This window comes from Litchfieldella anticariensis FP35 = DSM 16096, from assembly GCF_000409775.1.
Lineage (GTDB): Bacteria > Pseudomonadota > Gammaproteobacteria > Pseudomonadales > Halomonadaceae > Litchfieldella > Litchfieldella anticariensis.
This window is the reverse complement of record NZ_KE332377.1, coordinates 1443109-1465349: the sequence shown is the minus strand read 5'-3', so window position 1 is coordinate 1465349 and position 22241 is coordinate 1443109. Positions and strand designations below refer to the sequence as shown.

At 57.8% G+C, this 22241-nt stretch carries 21 protein-coding genes; 9 read left to right on the top strand and 12 right to left on the bottom strand.

Annotated elements, in window-relative coordinates; translation table 11 throughout:
- Nucleotides 1-127: 127 nt before the first annotated feature.
- Both L861_RS06785 and rlmM read left to right on the top strand, forming a co-directional pair.
- Nucleotides 128-556 carry a DUF2721 domain-containing protein gene (locus L861_RS06785; protein WP_016415837.1) on the top strand — a complete coding sequence of 143 codons (429 nt, stop codon included), beginning with the start codon at nt 128-130 and terminating at the stop codon, nt 554-556.
- 48 nt (nt 557-604) lie between these two features.
- The gene (rlmM, locus tag L861_RS06780; RefSeq protein WP_016415836.1) at nt 605-1669 is read left to right on the top strand and encodes a 23S rRNA (cytidine(2498)-2'-O)-methyltransferase RlmM; all 1065 of its coding nucleotides are present in this window, start codon (nt 605-607) and stop codon (nt 1667-1669) included.
- A gap of 6 nt (nt 1670-1675) precedes the next feature.
- On the opposite strand, the gene L861_RS06775 is transcribed toward rlmM, so the two are convergent.
- Nucleotides 1676-1960 (bottom strand): antibiotic biosynthesis monooxygenase family protein, encoded by a 285-nt coding sequence (locus L861_RS06775; protein ID WP_016415835.1) that lies wholly within the window; start codon nt 1958-1960, stop codon nt 1676-1678.
- A gap of 55 nt (nt 1961-2015) precedes the next feature.
- Here L861_RS06775 and tusA point away from each other — a divergent pair, with 55 nt between their 5' ends.
- Nucleotides 2016-2267: a sulfurtransferase TusA gene (tusA, locus tag L861_RS06770; RefSeq protein WP_016415834.1), complete on the top strand. Its 252-nt coding sequence runs from the start codon at nt 2016-2018 to the stop codon at nt 2265-2267.
- A gap of 27 nt (nt 2268-2294) precedes the next feature.
- Here the strand turns inward: tusA and L861_RS06765 are convergent, their stop codons facing one another.
- The 3 genes from L861_RS06765 to L861_RS06755 all read right to left on the bottom strand — a co-directional run bounded on the left by L861_RS06765 (nt 2295) and on the right by L861_RS06755 (nt 5576).
- Nucleotides 2295-2984, bottom strand: a complete 690-nt coding sequence (locus L861_RS06765; protein WP_016415833.1) for a hypothetical protein — start codon at nt 2982-2984, stop codon at nt 2295-2297.
- 68 nt (nt 2985-3052) lie between these two features.
- Nucleotides 3053-4156 carry a DUF3080 family protein gene (locus tag L861_RS06760; protein ID WP_016415832.1) on the bottom strand — a complete coding sequence of 368 codons (1104 nt, stop codon included), beginning with the start codon at nt 4154-4156 and terminating at the stop codon, nt 3053-3055.
- Nucleotides 4128-5576: an MATE family efflux transporter gene (locus tag L861_RS06755; protein WP_021029132.1), complete on the bottom strand. Its 1449-nt coding sequence runs from the start codon at nt 5574-5576 to the stop codon at nt 4128-4130. Before L861_RS06755 ends, L861_RS06760 begins: the two co-directional genes overlap by 29 nt.
- Before the next feature lie 164 nt (nt 5577-5740).
- On the opposite strand from L861_RS06755, the gene L861_RS06750 reads away from it, so the two are divergent.
- Nucleotides 5741-6298 carry an elongation factor P hydroxylase gene (locus L861_RS06750; RefSeq protein WP_016415830.1) on the top strand — a complete coding sequence of 186 codons (558 nt, stop codon included), beginning with the start codon at nt 5741-5743 and terminating at the stop codon, nt 6296-6298.
- Between the two features lie 12 nt (nt 6299-6310).
- On the opposite strand, the gene L861_RS06745 is transcribed toward L861_RS06750, so the two are convergent.
- The gene (locus L861_RS06745) at nt 6311-8362 is read right to left on the bottom strand and encodes a BTAD domain-containing putative transcriptional regulator (RefSeq protein ID WP_016415829.1); all 2052 of its coding nucleotides are present in this window, start codon (nt 8360-8362) and stop codon (nt 6311-6313) included.
- 219 nt (nt 8363-8581) lie between these two features.
- Here L861_RS06745 and L861_RS06740 point away from each other — a divergent pair, with 219 nt between their 5' ends.
- Nucleotides 8582-10009 carry an FAD-binding oxidoreductase gene (locus tag L861_RS06740; RefSeq protein ID WP_201766408.1) on the top strand — a complete coding sequence of 476 codons (1428 nt, stop codon included), beginning with the start codon at nt 8582-8584 and terminating at the stop codon, nt 10007-10009.
- Nucleotides 10010-10030: 21 nt separating this feature from the next.
- On the opposite strand, the gene L861_RS06735 is transcribed toward L861_RS06740, so the two are convergent.
- Together L861_RS06735 and L861_RS06730 are read right to left on the bottom strand one after the other, a co-directional pair.
- Entirely contained in the window at nt 10031-10510 is a 480-nt protein-coding gene (locus L861_RS06735; RefSeq protein ID WP_016415827.1) for a hypothetical protein, read from the bottom strand.
- A 1-nt stretch (nt 10511) separates the two neighbouring features.
- Nucleotides 10512-11390, bottom strand: a complete 879-nt coding sequence (locus L861_RS06730) for a TatD family hydrolase (RefSeq protein WP_016415826.1) — start codon at nt 11388-11390, stop codon at nt 10512-10514.
- 103 nt (nt 11391-11493) lie between these two features.
- On the opposite strand from L861_RS06730, the gene L861_RS06725 reads away from it, so the two are divergent.
- Nucleotides 11494-13422, top strand: coding sequence for an ATP-binding cassette domain-containing protein (locus tag L861_RS06725; RefSeq protein ID WP_027947822.1), 1929 nt, complete (start codon nt 11494-11496; stop codon nt 13420-13422).
- Nucleotides 13423-13478: 56 nt separating this feature from the next.
- On the opposite strand, the gene L861_RS06720 is transcribed toward L861_RS06725, so the two are convergent.
- Complete coding sequence (locus tag L861_RS06720; RefSeq protein ID WP_016415824.1) at nt 13479-13937, bottom strand: universal stress protein; 459 nt, start codon at nt 13935-13937, stop codon at nt 13479-13481.
- 119 nt (nt 13938-14056) lie between these two features.
- On the opposite strand from L861_RS06720, the gene L861_RS06715 reads away from it, so the two are divergent.
- The gene (locus L861_RS06715) at nt 14057-14599 is read left to right on the top strand and encodes a hypothetical protein (protein WP_016415823.1); all 543 of its coding nucleotides are present in this window, start codon (nt 14057-14059) and stop codon (nt 14597-14599) included.
- A gap of 8 nt (nt 14600-14607) precedes the next feature.
- On the opposite strand, the gene slyA is transcribed toward L861_RS06715, so the two are convergent.
- Both slyA and L861_RS06705 read right to left on the bottom strand, forming a co-directional pair.
- On the bottom strand, nt 14608-15057 hold the full coding sequence (slyA, locus tag L861_RS06710) for a transcriptional regulator SlyA (protein ID WP_027947823.1): 450 nt from the start codon (nt 15055-15057) through the stop codon (nt 14608-14610).
- 73 nt (nt 15058-15130) lie between these two features.
- Nucleotides 15131-16354 (bottom strand): DUF5924 family protein, encoded by a 1224-nt coding sequence (locus L861_RS06705; protein WP_021029131.1) that lies wholly within the window; start codon nt 16352-16354, stop codon nt 15131-15133.
- 241 nt (nt 16355-16595) lie between these two features.
- On the opposite strand from L861_RS06705, the gene fadB reads away from it, so the two are divergent.
- Both fadB and fadA read left to right on the top strand, forming a co-directional pair.
- Complete coding sequence (gene fadB, locus L861_RS06700) at nt 16596-18746, top strand: fatty acid oxidation complex subunit alpha FadB (RefSeq protein WP_016415820.1); 2151 nt, start codon at nt 16596-16598, stop codon at nt 18744-18746.
- A gap of 28 nt (nt 18747-18774) precedes the next feature.
- Nucleotides 18775-19953, top strand: a complete 1179-nt coding sequence (gene fadA / locus L861_RS06695; protein WP_016415819.1) for an acetyl-CoA C-acyltransferase FadA — start codon at nt 18775-18777, stop codon at nt 19951-19953.
- A gap of 56 nt (nt 19954-20009) precedes the next feature.
- On the opposite strand, the gene L861_RS06690 is transcribed toward fadA, so the two are convergent.
- Complete coding sequence (locus L861_RS06690) at nt 20010-20474, bottom strand: flavodoxin family protein (RefSeq protein ID WP_016415818.1); 465 nt, start codon at nt 20472-20474, stop codon at nt 20010-20012.
- Nucleotides 20475-20519: 45 nt separating this feature from the next.
- Nucleotides 20520-22238: an NADPH-dependent assimilatory sulfite reductase hemoprotein subunit gene (locus tag L861_RS06685; RefSeq protein ID WP_016415817.1), complete on the bottom strand. Its 1719-nt coding sequence runs from the start codon at nt 22236-22238 to the stop codon at nt 20520-20522.
- Nucleotides 22239-22241 lie beyond the last annotated feature (3 nt).

Genomic DNA, 22241 nt, shown 5'->3' with positions numbered 1-22241 from the left:
TTTTGCGTTGGGCCGAAGATTTATTGTGTCTGGGGTGTTAACTTTCCAAGCGTTGGAAAGGGATTCGTTGTCATGATGAGAGTCACGTATAATACGACTTAAGTCTAAAATATGCTTGGGGTACCTTGTGACGCTGACAACGCCCGCCTTGTTGTTTCCGGCCATTTCATTGCTTTTGCTGGCCTATACCAACCGCTTCCTGACCTTGGCGCAATTGATTCGCAAGCTGGCTGATGAGGAGCGCGACAATCATCACGATGTCACCACGCGCCAGATTCTGCTGCTGCGTAAACGCATCACCTTGACGAAACGCATGCAGGTGGCTGGCGTGTTGAGTTTCCTGCTCTGTACCTTGTCGATGTTCGCGTTGTTCCTCTCCCTGGAGCTGTTCGGAATGCTTCTGTTCGGAATCAGCCTGCTCAGTTTGTCGACCTCGCTGGTATTCTCGCTGTGGGAAGTGATGATCTCCACCAATGCACTGAATGTACAGTTGCAGGATATCGAGGCGCTGCAACGGGGTAAGGCTGGCAAGAAATCCCGTGAATCGCACTTGTGAGTCTCGGGACGATCTCGCTAGACTGTCCAGCCCTCGACAGGAGACTCCATGATCCCTCACGAACTGCTGTTCTATTGCCGTCCCGGCTTCGAGCACGACCTAGGTGCCGAGGTTACCGATAAGGCATCCTTGATCGGTTGGAATGGCTCCCTTCAAGCTGAGACCAACAGTGGCTATGTACGCTTCATACTGCCAGGGAAACCAGCCAATGCCTTGCATCGTGAGATTCCTCTCGACACCTTGGTGTTTGCCAGACAAAGCCTGGTAGCTTTGCCGCCTCTCGTGGGAATTTCCAGGGACGACCGCATTTCACCGATTGTGTCGCAAGTCCTCGAAAGCGGTTGGAGCTTCGAGTCCATATGGCAGGAAACGCCGGATACCAATGATGGCAAGGCACTCAGTGGTTTGATCAAGGCACTGGAGCGTTCTCTACCATCGGCGCTCAAGAAGTGTGGCGCCTTGCGCCGTAAAGCTGGCAAGCGGCGTCTCCACTTGTTCTGGACGAATGGGGATTCTGTGCAGTTGGGTATGAGTTTTCCTGGCAATCGTAGCGAACAGCCTGGAGGGATTCTCCGCTTGCGCGCGCCGCGAGAGGCACCGAGCCGCTCCACCCTCAAACTTGAGGAGGCCTGGCATGTCTTCGTGCCTCGCGACGCTTGGCCCACGCGTTTGAGCGAAGGAATGCAGGCAGCGGATCTGGGGGCAGCACCTGGGGGGTGGACCTATCAACTGGTGCGCAAGGGAATGTATGTCTATGCCATCGATAACGGCCCCATGGACAAGGCCTTGATGGCCACAGGGCAGGTGGAGCATCTGCGCGAGGATGGATTTGTCTGGGAACCCCCCAATCGACTCGACTGGCTGGTGTGCGATATCGTCGACAAGCCGATGCGGGTGGTAGAAATGGTCGAGCGTTGGTTATTGCGGCGCTGGTGTCGCGAAGCGGTATTCAACCTCAAGCTACCGATGAAGCAGCGTTGGCAAGAAGTGGAACGTTGTCTGTCATGTCTCGACCAGCAACTGCGCGAGGCTCGTGTGGCAGCTGAGATTCGCTGCCGGCACTTGTATCATGATCGAGAAGAAGTGACGGTGCACGTGCGCTTGTTGGCATGAAGCCTGTCAGTGATGTTCAAAAACCCGGATGTCCTCTTCCTCCGTAAGGAGTGGCAAGACATGTTGCATGACGCGTTCTCTTTCAGGGCTGTGCTCCCAGTCCTTCCAGGCGCTCAGGTCGCGCCATTGAGTGATCAACAGGCGGCGTTCGGGATGATGACGTTCACACAAGCTTTCACCGGCAATGAAGCCGCGTGCGTTGATCGAGGCTCTCATGGCCTCCCGAGCGGCTTGTTCGTACTCGGCTTCCAGCCCGGGCATGATATGGCGTTCGATGAGGATCTTGATCATGTCACTGCTCCATTAACCTACTGGCTCATCCATTCGAAGGTAACCGAGAAAAGCAATGCCTCATCCGACTGACGATGCTCCGGTCCATGATGTTGAACTGGACACCACTGGTCTCTATTGTCCGGAGCCCATCATGCTGATGCATAATCGAGTGCGGGACATGCACCATGGCGAGATACTCAAGGTCATCGCCACGGATCCCGCCACGACACGTGATATCCCCAAGTTCTGCAGCTTCCTTGGGCACGACCTGATACATCAGTCCGAGTCTGAGGGCGTCTATTGGTACTTCATTCGCTTGGGCTGAGCTCACCTCCTGGTATTCCATGCGACGTCAACGTGCCACCATCAAGGCCAGAGCCTCAAGGGTGGCAGGATCTTCTTGCTTGATGCGATTGGCGATGACTCGCTGAAAGAAATACACCACTTGGTGGCGACTATGCCCGGGGTACAGGCAGGCATCTCCCGCCAGTACCGGAGTCGACTCGATGCGATTCTCATCGACTAGCAGGGACTCTATCTCACCGTTGCTGTAAAGACGCCAGCCGAAAACTTGCTTTAACTGCCAGGGGGCGTCATCGCCATCCATGCATAAGGCATGGGTACCTTGAGTGTCCGGTATCTGTTGGATCAGAGTTGGCTCTGAGGTGTCTTCGTAGTCGAAATAGGCAGCGGCGTGCTCGAGCTCGAACACCTTGTGGTCCGGTGCGCTGTGGAAAACTTCTTCGGTTTCCGGATCACGGTAACCAACGAAATGGCCATATTCAGGATCGTCGAGCTGGTGGCAGGGGGTCAGCGCCTCCATCCAGGGGACCAGGCCAACGATCTCACCGTCTTCTCTCAAGCCCCAAGCCAACAATGGCATGCCATAGAGCGTCTCCGGATCGGAGGCGAGATGATAGAGCATCTCGAGGCCATCCAATTCGGGGGCTAGTCGTACCAGCCGACGCTTGGCGAACTGCCGTTGTCGCACGGTATCCAGGTCGATGACCTGAGCAGAACGGGGGGATAGTGGGTTACCCATGATTACCCTCCTTGCGCGTTGTAACGGCATCGCCTTGCTTCACTATTAGCACAGTCAGGCGTGGAAAGTTAAGCCCCACCATCTTTCAGTGATGGGTCGCATTCCTGCTTGATGTGACGCCAGTATTGAGAATGCGTCTGTATCGCTTGCTGAAATCGTGGCCATGGAGCCTGCGGGTTGTCCAACGATAGCCAGGCATATTGGTAATCTGCGACAGCCGGTCGCGACACGTCGTGGGCTTTCAGTAGTGCATTGACTGCTTCCAGCCAAGTGCGCGCTGTATACCTGAGCTTCTCCAGGTAAGGATGAATTTCTGTCCTGTAGTGTTGCTGAAGGTCTCCTCTCAGTGGAGCGATATTGACATCGGTTTGGTCCTCAAGGCAGCCAGACACATCGAGTGAAGTATTCAGCATGGTATTGGCCTCTTTCAGGCGCAAGCTGATGAGCATGAGTGAGCGCAGGATGCGTGCTGTCAAGGGCTCTCGCTGCAATGTCTGCAAGTGGCTCTCCAATGTCGAAGAGTCGACTCGCCAGTTGGGATCGAACTGATGCTCCGCACCAAGTCGCAGGTAGTTCAGCGCTGCCAATGACTCGTCTAGTGGAATCTGCTCGTCCGGTGCCAGGGGAGCGCTGGCACGGGAGAAGTTATCGACCCACTCGCTGGAGGCGAATAGGGCATTCCAACTGGCTCGTGGCAATTGCTCGGTTTTGGTTTCCAGCAGGCGATGCAGACGCTGACGATCACGTGCCGCCAAGGACTCCGGCACTTCAGAATGCCAGCATTGATATAGGCGTTGCCATAACTCGAGCTCATAAAGCCAACGTTGGCTGGGAGTCGCGACTCGGCCCAGTTGATTGTTTCGCTTGGCTATCAGGGAGGTGATCTGACATTCCCGCAAGGCATAGATGTCGAGAAGGCTTTCGCGGGTCTCAGGAATGTCGAACAACCGCTCATCCTGGTCAGGGAAGGCGCCGATGTTGGCGGGCTGTTCTGAGGGCGGGCGTTCAGTATCGAGTGCATCGGCCAAGCGGTGCTGATAGTCGACTAGCAGAGCATCGCCAGGGGACTCGCGGTCGCAACCGGCAAGTAATGTGAGACAGGCAAGGATGCTGCCGCTGAGCCGGCGATTGATGCCTCTGCCATTAGCTGTGGGGAGTCGCCAGTCGTCCATCGCTCACCGCCTTGCTGATCCTGTGCAAGCGAATGCCCAGCAGCAGTGCTGCCAGCGTAAGGCCAGCGATCAGGCCGATCCAGTAGCCATGTACGCCCAGCGGGCCGAATAGTGCGGGAATGCCAACCATGCCTAGCCAATGGCCGCCCCCCAGACCAACCAGCCAATAAGAGATCAGCGTGATGGCCATGATGATCCGAGTATCTTTGTAGCCTCGTAGGGCGCCGGCCATGTTGACTTGCAAGGAGTCTGAAATCTGATAGATCATTGCCAACCCGATCAACGACATAGCCAATTGCTGCACTTCAATATTATGAGTGTAGAGCGCAACCACTGGTTCCGAGGCCAACCACAGAATCAAATCGTTGAGCAGGGCGGCCAGCAGACATACCGCCATGCCGTTCCAGGCCACGAAGCGCGCATCCTGTGTTCGGCCAGCGCCTAGGGTATTGCCGACCCTGACCGTCAATGCCATACCTAGCGACAGCGGGAGCATGAAAAGGATCGAGGTGAAGTTCAGCGCCACCTGGTGAGCGGCCACGGTAATTTCACCAAGACTGGCGATGAATAGCGCAATCAAGGTGAAGAGCGTGACTTCGACGAAAATGGCCACACCAATCGGGAGACCGACGTAGAGTAATTCAGCGATCATGGCGCGGCGCGGTGGGGTGGGTGAGTGCCACAGTTCTACTGGATCATAGGCATGACTACGTTGGGTATAGATCAACATGGTGAGACTCATTACCCACATCGATAGCGCTGTGGCGATACCGCAACCCAAGGCTCCTAGCGCTGGCAGCGATTGCAGCGGTTCCGGTAACCAGGTACCGAACAGTCCGGTCAGGCCGGCACCGCCATAAATCAATACGAAATTGCTGGGAATATTGACGCCCAGTCCGATCAGGCTGATCCACAGTGAGGGACGAGTGTGGTTCATGCCGTCGGAAAAGGCTCGTAGTGCTTGGAACATGGCGACGCCTGGCATCCCGAAAGCAACGGCCGCAAGATAGCTCGCAGAGAGCGTGGCGACACCCTGCGGTACCCCCATCAGCCGAAAGATCGGCATCACCGTAGTCCACAGCAATAGTGCAGCAATGATTCCCAGAACCAGCGCTACCCACAAGGCCTGATGTACGTTGGGGCGAATGCGTTGGGTCTGCCCACCCCCCAACAGCTGTGCCACGATCGGTGTCAGACCCATCAGAGTGCCGGTCATGAACAGCATCAGTGGCATCCACAAGCTGGAGCCGACGGATACGGCGGCTAGATCCGTGGCGCTCAGCCGTCCGGTCATGATGACATCGGTGGCACCCATTCCCGCCTGTGCGAGCTGAGCGCCACAGATCGGCAACCCAAGACGGACCAGCAGCCGTGTCTCCTTGCGGCTGCGTGAAAGACAAGAAGAGAGCAACGAAGACAATGTGAACACTCCAAACCGAGACGTGAACCAGCCCTTCCCGGGGCTGTCTCCTGACCATTTGGGCAGACGCCATAGTCTAGCAATTGCCGATGATTTTCGCTCGTAGGGAGAGCGCTTATAATGGCGGCCCGTTGCCAGGCGCCTTTGGACTCACAGGAGACGTTTTGCCCCACCATTTCGATGATCTCATCGTGTTATTCGATGGTCTCTTTTTCGATCGCTTTCAGACACGGCTGGTGCGAGGAGGAGACGAACCACTGTACCGTCCCGCCGATACGAATTGTCCTTACCATCGGGTGATTTTTGCACGAGGGTTTTTCGCCAGTGCGTTGCATGAAATCAGCCACTGGTGCATTGCAGGAACCAGGCGACGGGAGTTGGAAGATTACGGTTATTGGTATTTGCCCGATGGGCGCGACGCCATACAACAGCGAGACTTCGAGTCTGTGGAGGTGGCTCCGCAGGCACTTGAGTTGTTGTTTTCAAGGGCTTGCGATATGAAGTTCAACGTCAGCGTCGACAATCTGGGCGATGTCGAAGTCGATCGCGAAGGGTTTCGCTTGCGTGTCGAACAGCGGGCGGCATGTTACGAACGTGATGGACTACCGCGGCGAGCAGCTGCCTTCCGTATGGCGCTGAAAACCTTCTACCAGAATGGCGCGAGTCTGCAGGAAGCACTGGCGGTGGGATGCCATCAACTCGATGAATGGCCCGATCAGTGATTTACCACCCCGTTACTCGAAACCTGCCTTGCGCAACCCTTCCAGGTAGTGCTCTGCATCGTCGGTACGTCGATAAGGGTCAAGAGCCATTAGCCAGTCGAGGCAGCCAGTGTGCTCGGGGAACGTGCCGCGCGCCAACTGATAGTGATAATGGCGATAGACGGTGTCCCGATGGCTCGCGCCTTGTTCCGGATGGCCGAGATGGGCATAGGATGCGGCAATGAAGGCTGGTGTGTTGCAGAAGGCCTGAGGAGCCGATGCCATGGTCTCGATGGCCTCGCCGTACAGGTGGGCACTGAAGAAAGCGATCCCAGCCATGCCGGCATACCATTCCGGTCGATATGGTGCGAGGCGCAACGCCTTGCGGGCTGCTTCCACCCCTCGCTCGGGGTCACCAGCCAATGCCAGAGCAAAGGAGGCGTGGGCGAGCACGTCAGCATCGTTCGGGTTGAGCGTCAGTGCCAGAGACAGCTCACGGTTCGCTGCCTCGTAATGGCGGCCGTAAAGTTCGGCCAGCCCCAGCATGCAGTGAGCACGGTGATCGTGCGCATCCAGGGCGACCGCCTTGCGTCCGAGCTCCAATGCCTCCTGCTGCAGGAACACCCAATGATTCCAGGAGTAACAGGCCCACTCGTTGAGATGGGCGAGAGCAAGCCCGACATAAGCTCGGGCAAACTGCGGATCCCTGGCGAGTGCCTGCTGGAAATAGCGCCGTGCCTCGCGGATGTCCGGTAGGTTGGAGCGACGCAAGGCATGCCAACCGCGCAACCAAAGATCGTAGACTTGCCAGTCCTGGGGCGGTTTCCGGCGGGCTTGTGCCAGACGATCGTCCTCGATCCGCCCGGCTAGGCTGCCGACGATATGGCAGACCATATCGTCCTGAACCTCGAAGAGTTCATTGAGCTGGCAATCATAGCGCTCAGCCCAGACTTGATGCGCGCGTGATGTGGTCAGCAGTCGTGCGGTGAGTCGCAGACGTTCCCCCTGGCATCGCAGGTGTCCCTCGAGGATATAGTCCACGCCGAGTTCGCTACCGACTTGCTCTGGTGTAGCGTGGGTATGGCGGTATACCAAAGCACTCGACGGGGCGATCACATCGAGTTCTCGGAAGCGGCCAAGTTCGGTCGCGATGTCTTCCGCCAGTCCGTCACCGAGGTGATGATGGAGATTGGCATCTTCTAGTGGTACGAAGGCCAGGACAGCGAGTGAAGGGCGGCCGGAAGACTCCAATCGGCGGCGGGTTCGAGCAGTGGCAGCGGCTTCGATTACCTGGGGACACTCAGGCAAATCGTCACTCTCGCGTGGCAAGTCGTTCTCATCGCCAGGGTAGCGAGGCAAGAGTGCCAGCAATTCATCTTTCAGTCGTTCGGTCTCTGGGGCCGGAGCGATGCCAAGTTCGTCGGCGAGCCGCTCTCTACAACATCGATACTGCTCGAGTGCTGCCCCGATCCGGTCCTGGTAGAGATAGAGGCGAATAAGGGTACGTTGAACCCCTTCATCCAAAGGGTCATTCTCCAGCAGCCTCAAGGCAAGCTGGATCCCGGGATCGATGGCGCCGGTGAGCACATAATGATCGAGCAGTCGATGCATCAGTTGTTGCAATTGCTCGTCCAGTCTTCGGCGTTGTGCCATCAGCCAGTCTTCGAAGGCGTCACTGCACTCGGCCATACCCTCCAGGAAAGGGCCGCGATACAGCGCAAGTGCACGTTCCAGGGTCTCGGGGGTGCCACCAGCGAGCAGTCGCTCGAACGCCTCGAGGTCCACCTCGGCAGCGCTTATTTTTAGTCCCACTTCCTGCGCGTTGACAATCAGGCTTCCCCGTATTCCTTCCGGAAACGTGTGCTGCAGGCGCGATAGTGTCTGGCGAAGATTGGTGCGCGCTCGGGATTCTGACATGTCTTCCCACAGTAATCCCGCCAGCAGGCTACGTGGATGCCGCCGAAACGGGCTCGCCGCCAAATAGGCAAGCAATGCATCGACCTTGCGGGTTGGGAAGGCGAGTGGCTGTCCTTCGGCGGTATGGCAGGCGAACTCACCCAACAGCGAGATGTGCAGGAGCGTCATGTCAGTGTACCTCCTGAATACAGCCTATGCGGTGATGCCACGTACTGCTAAATACCGAATGTCACATCTGTGTCACGCCTCTGGGACGACCACCGGCTATCTCTAAGTAGAAAACCCAAATCCCGTCTTCAGCCAATCCGCTGAACCCATGCAGGGATCGGTCACATGAGTGACTGACGCGACTGGGCAATGGTGAGCATCAACGATGAGGACATAGCCATGACAGAGATGAGGAAACAAACGGAATCTAGCGAAGAGCGTCTATTCACCGCTGACATGATTCGGTCACTTGGAGAGCGTTTACACGGAGAACTGATTCTCCCGGCAGACGCCCAATACGACGCGGCTCGCCAGGTCTACAATGCGATCCATGATCGTCGCCCAGCGCTGATCGTCCAGGCTTCCGACGTCGCGGATGTGATGTCCTGCGTGGCCTTTGCGAGACAGCACAATCTTCTGCTGTCGGTTCGAGGTGGTGGTCATAGCGTTCCCGGCTTCGGAACCTGTGATGGCGGTCTGGTGCTTTCTCTGGAAAGGATGCGTGGTATCCGGGTCGATCCAGAACGTCATAGTGTTCGTGCTGAGGGTGGCTGTACCTGGGCTGACCTCAATCATGCCACCGCCGCCTTTGGCATGGCGACGACCGGTGGGATTGTCTCCACCACCGGTATCGCCGGTCTGACCCTTGGAGGTGGTCTTGGTTATCTAGCGCGAAGTTGTGGGCTGTCTTGTGACAACCTTCTATCGGCTGACGTAATCACGGCCGATGGCCGCTTCCTGACGTGTAGCGAAAGTTACAACGAGGACCTGTTCTGGGCCATCCGCGGCGGCGGCGGCAACTTCGGTGTGGTCACGTCGTTCGAATACCGCCTGTATGACGTGGCCGATATCCTCGGCGGGCCGACCTTCTATCCGCTCGATGCAGAGGTCATTCGCCGTTATCGGGCCTTGATTGCCGAGGCTCCCGAAGCACTGGGGGCGCTTCTTGGCATCACGCTTGGTCCACCGCTGCCGTTTTTGCCCGAATCATGGCATGGTCAGCCGGTAGTCGTGGTGCTGACTTGCTGGAGCGGCCCAGGGGGCGAGGACGAGGCAATACGCGAGCGGCTCAGCCAACTCGGCCCCGTTCTGGGACAGTATGTCCAACGCATGCCGTATCCGGTAATCAATACCCTGTTCGATGAATTGCTACCAGCCGGGCTCTATCACTATTGGAAGGGCCGTTTCACCCGGCATCTTTCCAATGAGGCGATCGACGTGCATATCGACTATGGCGCTAGGATCCCATGCCCCCAAAGCGCGACGCTGCTGTTTCCCATTGATGGGGCATGTCAGCGCGTCGCGCCCGACGCCACAGCGTTTGCCTATCGGGATGCGTCTTTTGCGACCGTGCTTGGCCCGAGCTGGCCGGATCCCACTGACAGCGAGCGAAACATTGCCTGGGGGCGTGCCTACTCCCAAGCGCTTCAGCCTTATTCCGAGGAGGGGGGATATGTGAACTTCATGTCCAGTGATGACGCCGATCGGGTGCATGCCAATTACCGGCAGAACTATGATCGACTGGCTGAGATCAAGACTCGATACGATCCGACGAACCTGTTCCGCTTGAACCAGAATATCGTGCCATCCAGTCACAACATGGTATGAGGCAGGGCGGGGAACCTGGTATCAGGCATCCCCGCTGAGCCGTTGATGCAGCATCAGCATCACCTGCACTTCCTGTTCCGGTCGTAACGGTTCCAGTCCCAATTCGCCGAACAATTCCCCGCGAGCGCGCGACCAGTCGCCGGGAGACAGATCAGGGTAGAGGGAATCGGCCGGCGCCAGTTCGACGAAGGGATCGAGACCGAAAACATCGAACAGCCGGCAAAGAGCGGCTTCGTCATCGCTCACGCCTGCCGTGTAGAGGGTGTCGCTAAAATGATCGTTCTCAAGCTCCCGGATCACGTCGAGTGGGCTCACCCCTAAGCTATCGAGCTCCTCCAGACTGTAATCGCCCAGTGAAACCAGCTCATTGTCGAGCCAGTCGCTGTCCGGCTGAATCAGGGTATGCTTGATCCGCCCATCAGACAGTGCCCAGGCGATGGCGAGCGGCAGTCCACCATCCTCTCCGGTTTCTATAGCGATGAAGCCAGGAAAGTCGGCCATGTCAGGAGTCCTCGGCAAGGTAAACGGTGGCAGGCAAGCGGAAGAAGGCGCGAGCTGTAGCCGTGGTGGCGGTGGCAAGTTCGGTCTCGGTGATGCCACGCCAATGGGCGATCTCACGCACGATCCAGGGCAGCAGCGCCGGTTCGTGGCGTCTTCCCTTGAGTTTGGCAGGCAAATTTCGTGGTAGCAGGTATGGACAATCGGTTTCCACCATTAGCCGTGACAGCGGGATTTCGCCGACTCGCTCGCGTAGATGATGGCCACGCCTTTCATCGCATAACCAGCCGGTAAGGCCGATATGCAGGTCGAGATCCAGATAGCCGTACAATGTCTCTCGATCACCAGTGAAACAGTGAATGACCGCTTGTTCGATGTCGTCGCGCCAGGCTCGGAGGATTTCCAACATCCGCCGGCCGGCATCGCGTTCGTGAATGAACAATGGCAGTCCTGATTCCACGGCCAAGCCTAGCTGTGCTTCGAAAGCGCGCTCCTGATCGGCTGGGGAGGAGAAATTACGATTGAAGTCCAGTCCGCATTCGCCAACGGCGACTACCTTGGGCTCTTGATGCAGGTCGCGCATGGCACGCTCGAGCCCTGCATTCCACTGACTGGCGTCATGAGGGTGTATTCCAGCCGTGGCGTACAGGTCTGGATAGCGATGTGCGAGTGATACGGCTTGCTCGGCATGAGCTTGGTCGGTGCCGGTGAGGATCATGGTGGTGACATTGGCTGCCCTTGCACGCTGGATGACTGCCTCCAGGTCGCGAGCGAAGCTCTCATGTGTCAGGTTGGCGCCGATATCCACCAAGGGTGCTGGCGAATGAAACCGCAGTGCCTCGGGAAGCGCATCGTCGAAGGTCGCGGTCGGATTGGTGGTCAAGATGGGGCTCCTGTCCGAAGAATTTGCCTATTGTACCCAAGGCCACCTAGGCTCGGCCATGCGTTACACTAGGGGCTTTCGACGGTTTGTGTGAGGTATGAGCGTGACCTTGTTACGTCTGGAACAGTTGCAATTGGCCTATGGCCCGCATGTGCTGCTCGATGGTGCCGATCTGGTACTGGAAAAGGGTGAGCGCTTGGCGCTGGTGGGGCGTAACGGCACCGGCAAGTCGACGTTGCTCAAACTAGTGGCCGGAGAGGTACAAGCCGATGGTGGGAGTATCTGGCGTGCACCAGGGTTGAAGATCGGCGTATTGGAGCAGGATTTACCCACAGCGTCGGGCGAGACCATTTTCGATGTGGTGGCCGGCGGATTACCCGAGGCCGGAGCGCTGCTCGCCGAGTATCACCATCTGGTGCAGGCCGTAGAACCCGACATGCAGCGCATGGAACGTCTGCAGACCCAATTGGAAGCCATTGATGGTTGGTCATTCCATCAACGTATCGACACCATCCTCACGCGTCTGGGATTGCCCGCCGACGATCCCATGGAGTCGCTTTCCGGTGGGTGGCGCCGCCGTGTGGCACTGGCTCGTGCCTTGGTGGCTGAACCCGACTTGCTGTTGCTCGATGAGCCAACCAACCATCTGGATATCGATACCATCACCTGGCTCGAGGAGCAGCTGCTGGCGTTCAATGGAGCGGTGTTGTTCATTACTCACGACCGTGCATTCCTGTCGCGTCTGGCTACCGCCATACTGGAACTTGATCGTGGACGCTTGGGACGCTATCCGGGTGACTATGATAAGTATCAGGAGCAGAAAACCCACGAACTCGAAATCGAAGCTCGCGAGAACTCCGAGTTCGACAAGAAACTCGCCCAGGAAGAGGCCTGGATTCGTCAGGGAATCAAAGCCCGACGAACCCGCAATGAAGGGCGAGTCCGCGCGCTACAAAAGATGCGTGCCGAACGCAGCCAGCGTCGTGAGCGCCAGGGTAGAGCGAATCTGGCTGTCGATAGTGGTGAGCGCAGTGGCAAGCGAGTGGTGGAACTCTCCGAGGTCAGTCAACGCTTTGGTGACGATTGGGTGATCCGTGATTTGAGTTTGGAAATTCAGCGTGGTGATCGAATCGGCCTGATCGGTCGTAACGGTGCTGGTAAAACCACTCTGCTCAAGATCCTATTGGGGGAGCTTACCCCTACCGAAGGCAAGGTCAGGCTGGGAACCAATCTACGGGTGGCCTATTTCGACCAGCTTCGTGCTGGCCTCGAGCCGGAGAAAACCGTCTACGACAACGTGGCGCAAGGAAGCGATCGCGTGACGGTAGGTGGCAAGGACAAGCATGTCATTAGTTATCTGCAGGACTTCCTGTTTACTCCCGAGCGCGCGCGTCAGCCTGTCAAGGCGTTGTCAGGAGGGGAGTCCAATCGCTTGCTGTTGGCGAAGTTGTTCACTCAGCCGGCTAACGTATTGGTACTCGACGAACCGACCAACGACCTGGACATCGAGACCCTCGAGTTACTCGAGGAACTGTTGCTGAATTTCGACGGCACCTTGCTATTGGTATCCCACGATCGTGCCTTCATGGATAACGTGGTCACCGGTGTACTGGCTTTCGAGGGTGAGGGGAGAGTGCGCGAATACGTTGGCGGTTATCAGGACTGGCTACGCCAAGGCGGAAAGCTGCCTCCGGCGCCCTGGGAATTCGACGCGCGCCAGGTGTCCGGTCAGGCCAAGACGGCAATCTTATCCCCCGAAAGGAAGCCTGCGGCGTCGGATCAGGAAAGACGTACCAAGCCAGTCAAGTTATCCTATAAGTTGCAGCGTGAATTGGATCATCTGCCAGCGACAATTGAAATACTGGAGGCCGAAGTCGCTGACTTTGAAGCTATGGTGAGCGATCCGGCTTTCTATCAGCAGGATGCTGACAAGGTCACAGCGACGCTGGAGGCAATGAGTGCCAAGCAAGCGGAACTCGACGCGGCCATGGAGCGTTGGATGGAGTTAGAGTCCATGGCGGCGGGGGAATGAGGGAAGCGTTGACCCATGATTCAACGCTTCCCAAGTGGAACCATGGAAAAGTGGCGTTACTCGTCGCTCTCCTCGCCATCCTTGCCGACGCGTACCGCCAGCACATCGCATTGCGCGCCGTGTAATACACCAGTGGACGTGGAGCCTAGCAGCAGGGCAAAACCATGGCGGCCATGAGAGCCGACCACGATCAGGTCGACATCATGCTCCTCGGCAAAGCGGTGGATCTCGGTATCTGGCATGCCCACCACAACATGCTGGTTCTCGCGAGATACATTATGGGGATCGGCGATCTCGGCCAGGCGTTGCTTGGCATGGTCGTCGAGTTGGTCCTGAATGCTGGTCAGATCCATGGGAATATCGCCTCCATAGGCGAAGCCCAAGGGTTCCAGCGTATGCATGATCGAGAGCTTGGCATGGTTGCGCTCGGCGATGGGCAGCGCACGCTCCAGTACTTTGTGGGAATCCTTGGTCAGATCGACAGCGACCAGGATATGGCGGTATTCGTTGCTCATGGGAGGCCCCCGGCATCAAGTTAACTAGTGGATGTCTCCACTCTAGGCCGGCTTACGTATCACGACAACGATCTATATCAACGTTTTAGCGTCTGTTTCCAATACCCGGAGGGATATCCATGAAGTGGTTGATTATCATTGGCCTGATGCTGCTGGTTATCTCGCCGATGATGTGGCTGCGCCCCAGTGCATCCCAACGGCGTCTAGGAAAACTGCGTGATACTGCCGTCAATGCTGGCGTCAGAGTCAAGCTGGAAAAGCCTCCGTTGCACAATGTGTCGACACTCATGCCATGCTACCGATGGCCATATTCGCCACAGCGGTCAGGGCCTCGATTCTTGCTGGTGAGAAATGAGGAGACTGGCGAGAGCCTCAAGGAATTCCAGCCTGGTTGGCGCTGGCGTATCGAACCTCTGCGTCCCCTGCCTCCGGATGTCGACCAACGCCTGAGTGAATTGCTGGCGCGATTGCCGCAGGACGCCGTGGTGGTCGAGTCCGATCGCGAAGCGCTGACACTTTGGTGGGGCGAATCCCAGGGCGGAGATCATTTCGCTCGGTATCTGGATGATTTCGCGTTTCTCCGTGGTGCACTGGAAGGACGCCCGGATCGGCCTACGTTACGGCAACTCAGAGTTGGAGACCCCGACGACACTCAGCGTTGATGACCTGGTCATTCAGTGTCCACATCCTCGCGGGCTTGGATTTCTAGACCATTTTGTTCAATGCGTGTCAGCAATTCGTCGAGCTTGGCGATATCCTCGTCACTTAGTCCGGCAAGCATTTCCTGCCGGGCCTGGGTGACCACGGCATCGATGTGTTGGAGAAGCGGCGTGGCCTGCGGCGTCAGAACGATACGCTTGCTTCGACGGTCATGATCACAGGGGCAGCGTTCGATCAATCCTTGCTCCGCAAGTTGATCCAGGGTGCGTACCAGAGATGGCGCTTCCACACCGATGGCACGAGCCAGATCACATTGAGCCTGGCCATCACCTAGTTGCCACAGGTGATAGAGCGTGATCCAGCGTGTCTGGGTCAACTCGAGGGGAGCCAGACGCTTGTCGAGTATTGCTCGCCACAGGCGTGGCAGGCGAGACAACTTGAAACCGATATTCTGATGCATGGCATTTCGCATTTGCAGGCTGATGACAGGATTGTCCGAACCCTCCCCGTGTATTGCAAGCGCCTGTTTTGACTCATTCCCTATCTTTCGTTCGTTGATCGGGTGACTGACTCGGGATTAGCCGCCGTATATCCAGCCCTGGCAAGCCAGGTGGCGGGGAAATAGTACCATTGGCAACCGCCGCTGCACCGGCCTTTTCAGCGACGGTGAATCGCATCACTCCAATGCGTTGACCGGAAGCCGTCATGACATCGATGCGCCAACGGCCGCCAGGTGCCTCCGGGAAATTTTGCTTGTGAGTCCAAGCGCGATACCCCTCCTCTCGTCCACCATGAATGACAAGGGGGATGCGGTCCACTAGTTCTCCTTCATGGCGCCACTCATGATAGATCTTCTCGTCTAAGCCGCGTGGGGCGCGAATGGCCGTATAGGCATATAGGCCGGTGCGATGCAATGCATTGGCTTGCAACAAGACACTGCCTTGCGGCGTACGGGTCCGGGTATCGAATTGCGGCGAGAGAGCGCTTCCGTTGATCCATAGATTGGCTGGGGGCACCCAAGTTCGGCCAGCCCAGGCCAGACTGGCCAGCAAGGCCAACAGGCCGAACATCATCAACCAACTCCTGAGCCGCTGAGGCCTGACCAAATGCAGCAGGCTAGGCAGGCTGAAAATGGCCATGGTCAGCACGGCATAGCGCAAGCTCTCGCTGGTGGTCAGGTGCAACATGACCGGCAGGGTAACCAGTATCACGACGAATACGCATTGGGCGTGGAAAGCAAAATATACCCAACGATGGCGCTCGGCGAGCTTGAAGTAGAGCGGGTCGAGTATCGAGAGCAACGCCAGGGCCGCGATCAGCAGCGTGAACAATGCCTGGCCACTGGTCCACACCGTGGTCGCGAGCAGGAAAGGCAGACAGAAGAACAACGTTTCCTGATGAACCATCTGAGCGATGAAGGTCGTTACCCCGCGCGGCAAGGTGCTATAACCCCGTTGTGCCAGAAGACGTCCAATCAGGCTTTCAGAGAGCAGCAGTACCCAGGTCAGCAGCATGCCCAGCGCCAGGATGGCCCCAAGTCCTTGCTGACGGTCGACCAGGAAAAAACTTGCCACCCCGGTACCGAAGGCAATCGGAGGCCAAACCCACATGTAAGGGCGGATGCGCTCTACTAGCCGTGCAGCCAGGCATTGCAGTGCCCACAGTCGGGGGGAACGAGGTCGATCGCCGTGAGTCTCTGCGTTGAGAGTCTCTTCGGTGAGAACATCGGAGGACGGCGAAGATGAAGGCTTCGTCATATTGCGGAGCTATCTCTGAAGGGTAGCGAGAATGCGCATCCTAACAAGTGAACGCGAGCACAGGGAGTCGTGGAAGAGCGACACCGAGTGTCGCCATATGCTATCGACGATATCCTTCGACGTTCGACTAAAGCGGGTGGGCTTGACGCCGCGGGTAAGGTAGACCAAGCTATCTGGCAATCAAACGGCCGTATGAAAATTGGCAATCCTCCAACGTCCAACCCTGTGTGGAGATTCGTGGATGATCTATCAAGGCAATGCCATCTCGGTGGCGACCAATGGCGATGGTATCGCGACGCTCACCTTCGACTTGAAGGATGAGTCCATCAACAAGCTCTCCAGCAGCGTGGTCGGGGAACTGGATGAAGCGGTCAAGGCGCTGCAGGACGAGAACGGTATCAAGGGGCTGATCATTGCCAGTGCCAAGGAGGTGTTCATCGTTGGTGCCGATATCACGGAGTTCCATGGTCTGTTCGATAAGGGGGAAGATTTTCTGATCGAGATGAACCAGAAGGTCCACGCCATCTTCAATGCCATCGAAGACCTTCCGTTCCCGACGGTGTCTGCCATCAATGGCTTGGCATTGGGGGGCGGTTGCGAAGTGACGTTGACCACTGATTTCCGGGTGATGAGCGACAAGGCGCGTATCGGCCTGCCCGAGACCAAACTGGGGATCGTGCCAGGTTGGGGTGGTTGCGTTCGCTTGCCGCGCTTGATCGGTGCCGACAACGCCGTGGAATGGATCGCTGGCGGTAGCGAGAACAAGGCGCAAGATGCTCTGAAGATGGGGGCTGTGGATGTCGTGGTGCCGGGCGACCAACTTGAAGCTGCTGCGCTCGATATCCTGACACGGGCCAATGCCGGCGAACTGGATTATCAGAGACGACGCGAAGAGAAAATGGGGCCGTTACACCTCAACCCCATCGAACAGATGATGGCCTTCGAAACTGCCAAAGGCTATGTGGCGGGTAAGGCTGGTCCGCACTACCCGGCGCCCATCGAAGCCATCAAGGTCATTCAGAGGGGGGCAGGCGAAGGGCGCGAGCGTGCTCAGGCCATCGAAGCCAAGGCCTTCGCCCAGATGGCCAAGACGGATGTCTGCTTCAATCTGGTGGGGCTGTTCCTCAATGATCAGGTAGTCAAGAAGAAAGCCAGCCGTTACGAAAAGCAAGCCAGCAACGTCACCCAGGCCGCAGTGCTGGGGGCTGGCATCATGGGGGGCGGTATCGCCTATCAGAGCGCCTCGAAGGGCACGCCGATCTTGATGAAGGACATCAAGGAGGAGGCGTTGGAACTCGGTCTCAAAGAGGCGCGCAAACTGTTTGCCAAGCAGGTCGAGCGCGGCAAGCTGGATACCGGAGAAATGGCGGAGCGCCTTTCGAATATCCGTCCCACGCTTTCCTACGGTGATTTCGGTCACGTCGACCTGGTGGTCGAGGCGGTGGTCGAGAATCCCAAGGTCAAGGATGCAGTGCTCACCGAAGTAGAAGAGATGGTTGGCGAGGACACCATTCTGACCTCCAACACCTCGACCATCTCGATCAACCGCTTGGCGCAGAATCTCAAACGTCCCGAGAACTTCTGCGGCATGCACTTCTTCAATCCAGTGCACCGCATGCCGCTGGTCGAGGTCATCCGCGGAGAGAAGACCAGTGATGCTGCGGTCGGGGCTACCGTGGCTTATGCCCGCGCCATGGGCAAGACACCGATTGTGGTCAACGATTGCCCCGGATTCCTGGTCAACCGCGTCTTGTTCCCCTATTTCGGTGGCTTTAGCTTGCTGATTGAGCATGGCGCCGACTTCCAGCGTGTCGACAAGGTGATGGAGCGGTTCGGTTGGCCGATGGGGCCTGCCTATCTACTTGATGTTGTTGGCATGGATACCGCGGTACATGCCAATGAAGTAATGGCTGAGGGCTTTCCCGAGCGTATGGCTCGCGAAGATAAGACCGCCATCCAGGTAATGGCCGACAACGATCGCCTGGGACAGAAGAACGGCAAGGGCTTCTATGCCTACGAGGAAGACAAGAAAGGAAAGCCGAAGAAGGTCAGCGATGACCAAGCCTACGAGCTGGTCAAGAGTGTGGTCGCAAAGGAACAGGATTTCTCCGACGAGGAGATCATTGCTCGAATGATGGTACCGCTGTGCTTGGAGACCGTGCGTTGTCTCGAGGATGGCATCGTCGATAGTCCTGCCGAGGCCGACATGGCAATGATCTATGGCATTGGCTTCCCGCCGTTCCGCGGTGGAGCGCTGCGCTACATCGATGCCACGGGCGTTGCCGAATTCGTCGACTTGGCGGATCGCCTCGCTGACGAATTGGGACCGCTCTACGCGCCCACTGACAAGCTGCGCCAGATGGCCAAGGCCGGCGAGTGTTTCTACGCCTGAATCACCACGTGTTAAGGAGAGTCAGCAGATGAGTTTGAATCCGAGAGATATCGTGGTGGTCGACGGGGTACGGACCGCCATGGCCAAGGCCAAGAATGGTGCTTTTCGCAATGTGCGTGCCGAGAACCTGTCGGCATCGGTGATGCAGGCATTGTTCGATCGCAATGCCAATCTCGATCCCAACGAGGTCGATGACGTGATCTGGGGTTGTGTCAACCAGACCCTGGAACAGGCGATGAACATCGCCCGCAATGCAGCGATCATGACAGGTATTCCGCGTAGCGTGCCGGCCCAGACCGTGAATCGCCTGTGTGGTTCGTCAATGACCGCGTTGCACATTGCCGCTGCCAACATCAAGGCCGGGATGGGCGACTTCTACATCATCGGTGGCGTCGAGCACATGGAACATGTACCCATGACCCATGGTGTCGATGTCAACCCGGCGGCCAGCAAGTATGCCGCCAAGGCGGCGATGATGATGGGGCTGACCGCTGAGTTGCTGGGCAAGATGCACGGCGTGTCCCGCGAGGAGCAGGACAAGTTCGGGGTACGCTCGCACCAGCGTGCCTATGCCGCCAATGAACAGGGCTATTTCGACAACGAGATCGTGGGAGTCGAAGGACATGACGACCGTGGCTTCCGTGTGTTGGTCGAGCATGACGAAGTGGTGCGTGCCGATGCCAGCCTGGAAAAGATGGCCGAGCTCAAGCCGGCATTCGATCCTCGCGGTGGTACGGTGACCGCGGGCACTTCCTCGGCGCTCTCCGTAGGGGCCGCCGGCATGGCGGTGATGAGCTACGAACGCGCCCGGGCACTGGGTGTCGAGCCGATTGCCAAGGTCGTCTCCACCGGGGTGGCTGGCTGTGACGCCTCGATCATGGGCTATGGCCCAGTACCGGCTACCAAGCAAGCGCTCAAGGCCGCAGGCTTGGCTTCAGGTGACATTCAAACCGTGGAGCTCAACGAGGCCTTCGCCGCCCAGTCGATTCCAGTGCTCAAGGATCTCGGCTTTCTTGATGCCTTGGATGAGAAGGTCAACCTCAATGGCGGCGCCATCGCTCTTGGCCATCCGTTGGGCTGCTCCGGAGCGCGCATCTGCACCACGCTGCTCAACGTGATGCAGCAGCAGGATACCACCCTGGGTCTGGCCACCATGTGTATTGGTATGGGGCAGGGGGTAGCGACGGTTTTCGAGCGCCTCAAGTAAGTCGGGCACTCTCACCTGGAACTGAAACGGCATCCACATCGGGTGCCGTTTTGCATTTAGATCACGCCGCTATCCAAGGCCGCCGCCATGTACATCCCCAGCTCTTCGACCTGATCGACGAACGCTTCTTGCCATTCACCACGCAGCGTCAATGGCTCCTGGACCCAGTGCCAGCGCAGGCCGGTGACGATGCTCTCCACCGCACGACGGGTACCGGTGCCATCGCGGCCGGCGCGGATGTATAGCGCGCAGGGTAGACCCTGTTTCTCTTCCAGGACCGGATAGTAGCTGCGGTCGAAGAAGTCTTTCAGCGCTCCGCTCATATAGCCGAGGTTCTCGGTGGTGCCGAGCAGGATGGCGTCGCAGGCGCGGATATCATTTGGCCCTGCGTCCAATGGCGCTTTGACTGTGACGTCGACGGCCTCGATATCCGGGTGGTGGGCACCGCGCGCGGCGGCCTCGCGCAGCTTCAGGGTATTGGGCGAGGGCGCATGGGCCACGATCAGAAGTCGCTTGTTCATGCGCTTATGGTGCCAGGTGTCGATGCCGTTTGAAATTCCCAGTGTCTAGTCATGGAAATTGCGCCCTGCGGTGGTCTCCTTGATCACTCCCTGGCGAATCACGAAGTCGCCGAAGTGCTCACCCTCGTCACGCTCCTTGGCATAGTGCTTGAGCAGCGGGGTGAGCTCTTTCATGATCGTGGCTTCGTCGATGTTCTCACGATACAGCTTGTTGAGCCGTTCACCGGTAAAGCTGCCGCCGAGATAGAGGTTGTAGCGCCCCAGTGCCTTGCCTACGAAGCCGATCTCGGCCAGGTAGGGACGGGCACAACCATTGGGGCAGCCGGTTATGCGCACCACGATGGCATCGTCGGCCAGGCCAGCCTTGCACATCGCCTGCTCCAGCTTGTCGATCAGCGACGGTAGATAGCGCTCGCTTTCCGCCATGGCCAGTCCACAGGTAGGGAAGGCGACACAGGCCATCGACTCGCGGCGCAGTGCTGAAACATCCTTGGACATGCAGTACTTGTCGATCAGAGCCTCGATCTCGTCACGCTTGTCGTCGGCAACACCGGTGATGATCAGGTTCTGATTGGTGGTCAGGGCGATGTCGCCTTCATGGATGCGGACAATTTCGCGCATGCCGGAGAGCAGCTTCATGCCGTTGTCGAAGTCGGCGATGCGACCGTTCTCTATAAACAAACCGTAGTTCCAGGCGCCGTCGTCGCCCTGATACCATCCGTAGCGGTCGCCGTTGCTGTCGAAATGGAACTCGTGTGGCTCGCCGAAGGCATATCCCAGGCGCCGCTCGACCTCTTCGCGGAACCACTCGACACCGTGATCCTCGATCGTGTATTTGGTGCGTGCATGCTTGCGATCGTGGCGATCGCCATGATCGCGCTGCACCAGCATGATGGCTTCGGCAACCTCGATGACCTGATCCGGCGTGCAGAAACCGACCACATCACTCAGCCGCGGGAAGGTGGCCGGTTCGCCGTGGGTCATGCCCATGCCGCCGCCTATGCACACACTGAAACCGCGTAACTCGCCTCCTTCGCTATCAGCGATGAAGCCGATATCGTGCGCGAACACATCGACGTCATTATCGGGTGGAATGGCCAGTGCGATCTTGAACTTGCGCGGCAGGTAATGCTTGGTATAGAGCGGTTCCTGCTCCTCCTCGCCGCCTGCGACACGCTCCTCACCGAGAAAGATCTCGTGATAGGCGCGTGAGCGGGGCATCAACTGGGCACTGATCTCATGTGCCAGTTCGAAGACCTGATGATGGACTTTCGAGCGGTGTGCGTTGGCGGTGCAGATCACGTTACGGTTAACATCGCCGCAGGCGGCGATGGTGTCTAGCATCGCGTCGTTGATGACCCTGAGGTGTGCGCGCAAGTTCTCCTTGAGCACCCCGTGGTACTGGAACGTCTGGCGCGTTGTGATGCGCAGTGTGTCATTGGCATAGCGAGTCGCGATATCGTCCAGGCTCAACCACTGTCGCGGCGACAGCAGACCGCCGGGTATTCTTAACCGGACCATGAACGAATACAGCGGCTCGAGTTTCTGGTGACGCCGTTCGCTGCGTAGGTCGCGATCGTCCTGCTGATAGAAGCCGTGGAACTTGGTCAACTGAGTATCATCTTCGCTGACGCCACCGCTGGCGCGATCAGCCATGCTCTGTTCCAGAGTGCCGCGCAGGTAATCGCTTTCTACCTTCAGGCGTTCGTTAGAATGCAACTCATCGAATGAGATATCGCGAAGCTTCTGGATAATATCGCCCATGCT

What these genes read in the sequence shown, in the direction of transcription:
- slyA (WP_027947823.1), bottom strand. Translation starts at nt 15,057, where the DNA reads ATGCATCAGAATATCGGTTTCAAGTTGTCTCGCCTGCCACGCCTGTGG.
- L861_RS06775 (WP_016415835.1), bottom strand. Translation starts at nt 1,960, where the DNA reads ATGATCAAGATCCTCATCGAACGCCATATCATGCCCGGGCTGGAAGCC.
- L861_RS06705 (WP_021029131.1), bottom strand. Translation starts at nt 16,354, where the DNA reads ATGACGAAGCCTTCATCTTCGCCGTCCTCCGATGTTCTCACCGAAGAG.
- fadA (WP_016415819.1), top strand. Translation starts at nt 18,775, where the DNA reads ATGAGTTTGAATCCGAGAGATATCGTGGTGGTCGACGGGGTACGGACC.
- fadB (WP_016415820.1), top strand. Translation starts at nt 16,596, where the DNA reads ATGATCTATCAAGGCAATGCCATCTCGGTGGCGACCAATGGCGATGGT.
- L861_RS06745 (WP_016415829.1), bottom strand. Translation starts at nt 8,362, where the DNA reads ATGACGCTCCTGCACATCTCGCTGTTGGGTGAGTTCGCCTGCCATACC.
- L861_RS06735 (WP_016415827.1), bottom strand. Translation starts at nt 10,510, where the DNA reads ATGGCCGACTTTCCTGGCTTCATCGCTATAGAAACCGGAGAGGATGGT.
- rlmM (WP_016415836.1), top strand. Translation starts at nt 605, where the DNA reads ATGATCCCTCACGAACTGCTGTTCTATTGCCGTCCCGGCTTCGAGCAC.
- L861_RS06715 (WP_016415823.1), top strand. Translation starts at nt 14,057, where the DNA reads ATGAAGTGGTTGATTATCATTGGCCTGATGCTGCTGGTTATCTCGCCG.
- L861_RS06685 (WP_016415817.1), bottom strand. Translation starts at nt 22,238, where the DNA reads ATGGGCGATATTATCCAGAAGCTTCGCGATATCTCATTCGATGAGTTG.
- L861_RS06720 (WP_016415824.1), bottom strand. Translation starts at nt 13,937, where the DNA reads ATGAGCAACGAATACCGCCATATCCTGGTCGCTGTCGATCTGACCAAG.
- L861_RS06765 (WP_016415833.1), bottom strand. Translation starts at nt 2,984, where the DNA reads ATGGGTAACCCACTATCCCCCCGTTCTGCTCAGGTCATCGACCTGGAT.
- L861_RS06690 (WP_016415818.1), bottom strand. Translation starts at nt 20,474, where the DNA reads ATGAACAAGCGACTTCTGATCGTGGCCCATGCGCCCTCGCCCAATACC.
- L861_RS06760 (WP_016415832.1), bottom strand. Translation starts at nt 4,156, where the DNA reads ATGGACGACTGGCGACTCCCCACAGCTAATGGCAGAGGCATCAATCGC.
- L861_RS06740 (WP_201766408.1), top strand. Translation starts at nt 8,582, where the DNA reads ATGACAGAGATGAGGAAACAAACGGAATCTAGCGAAGAGCGTCTATTC.
- tusA (WP_016415834.1), top strand. Translation starts at nt 2,016, where the DNA reads ATGCCTCATCCGACTGACGATGCTCCGGTCCATGATGTTGAACTGGAC.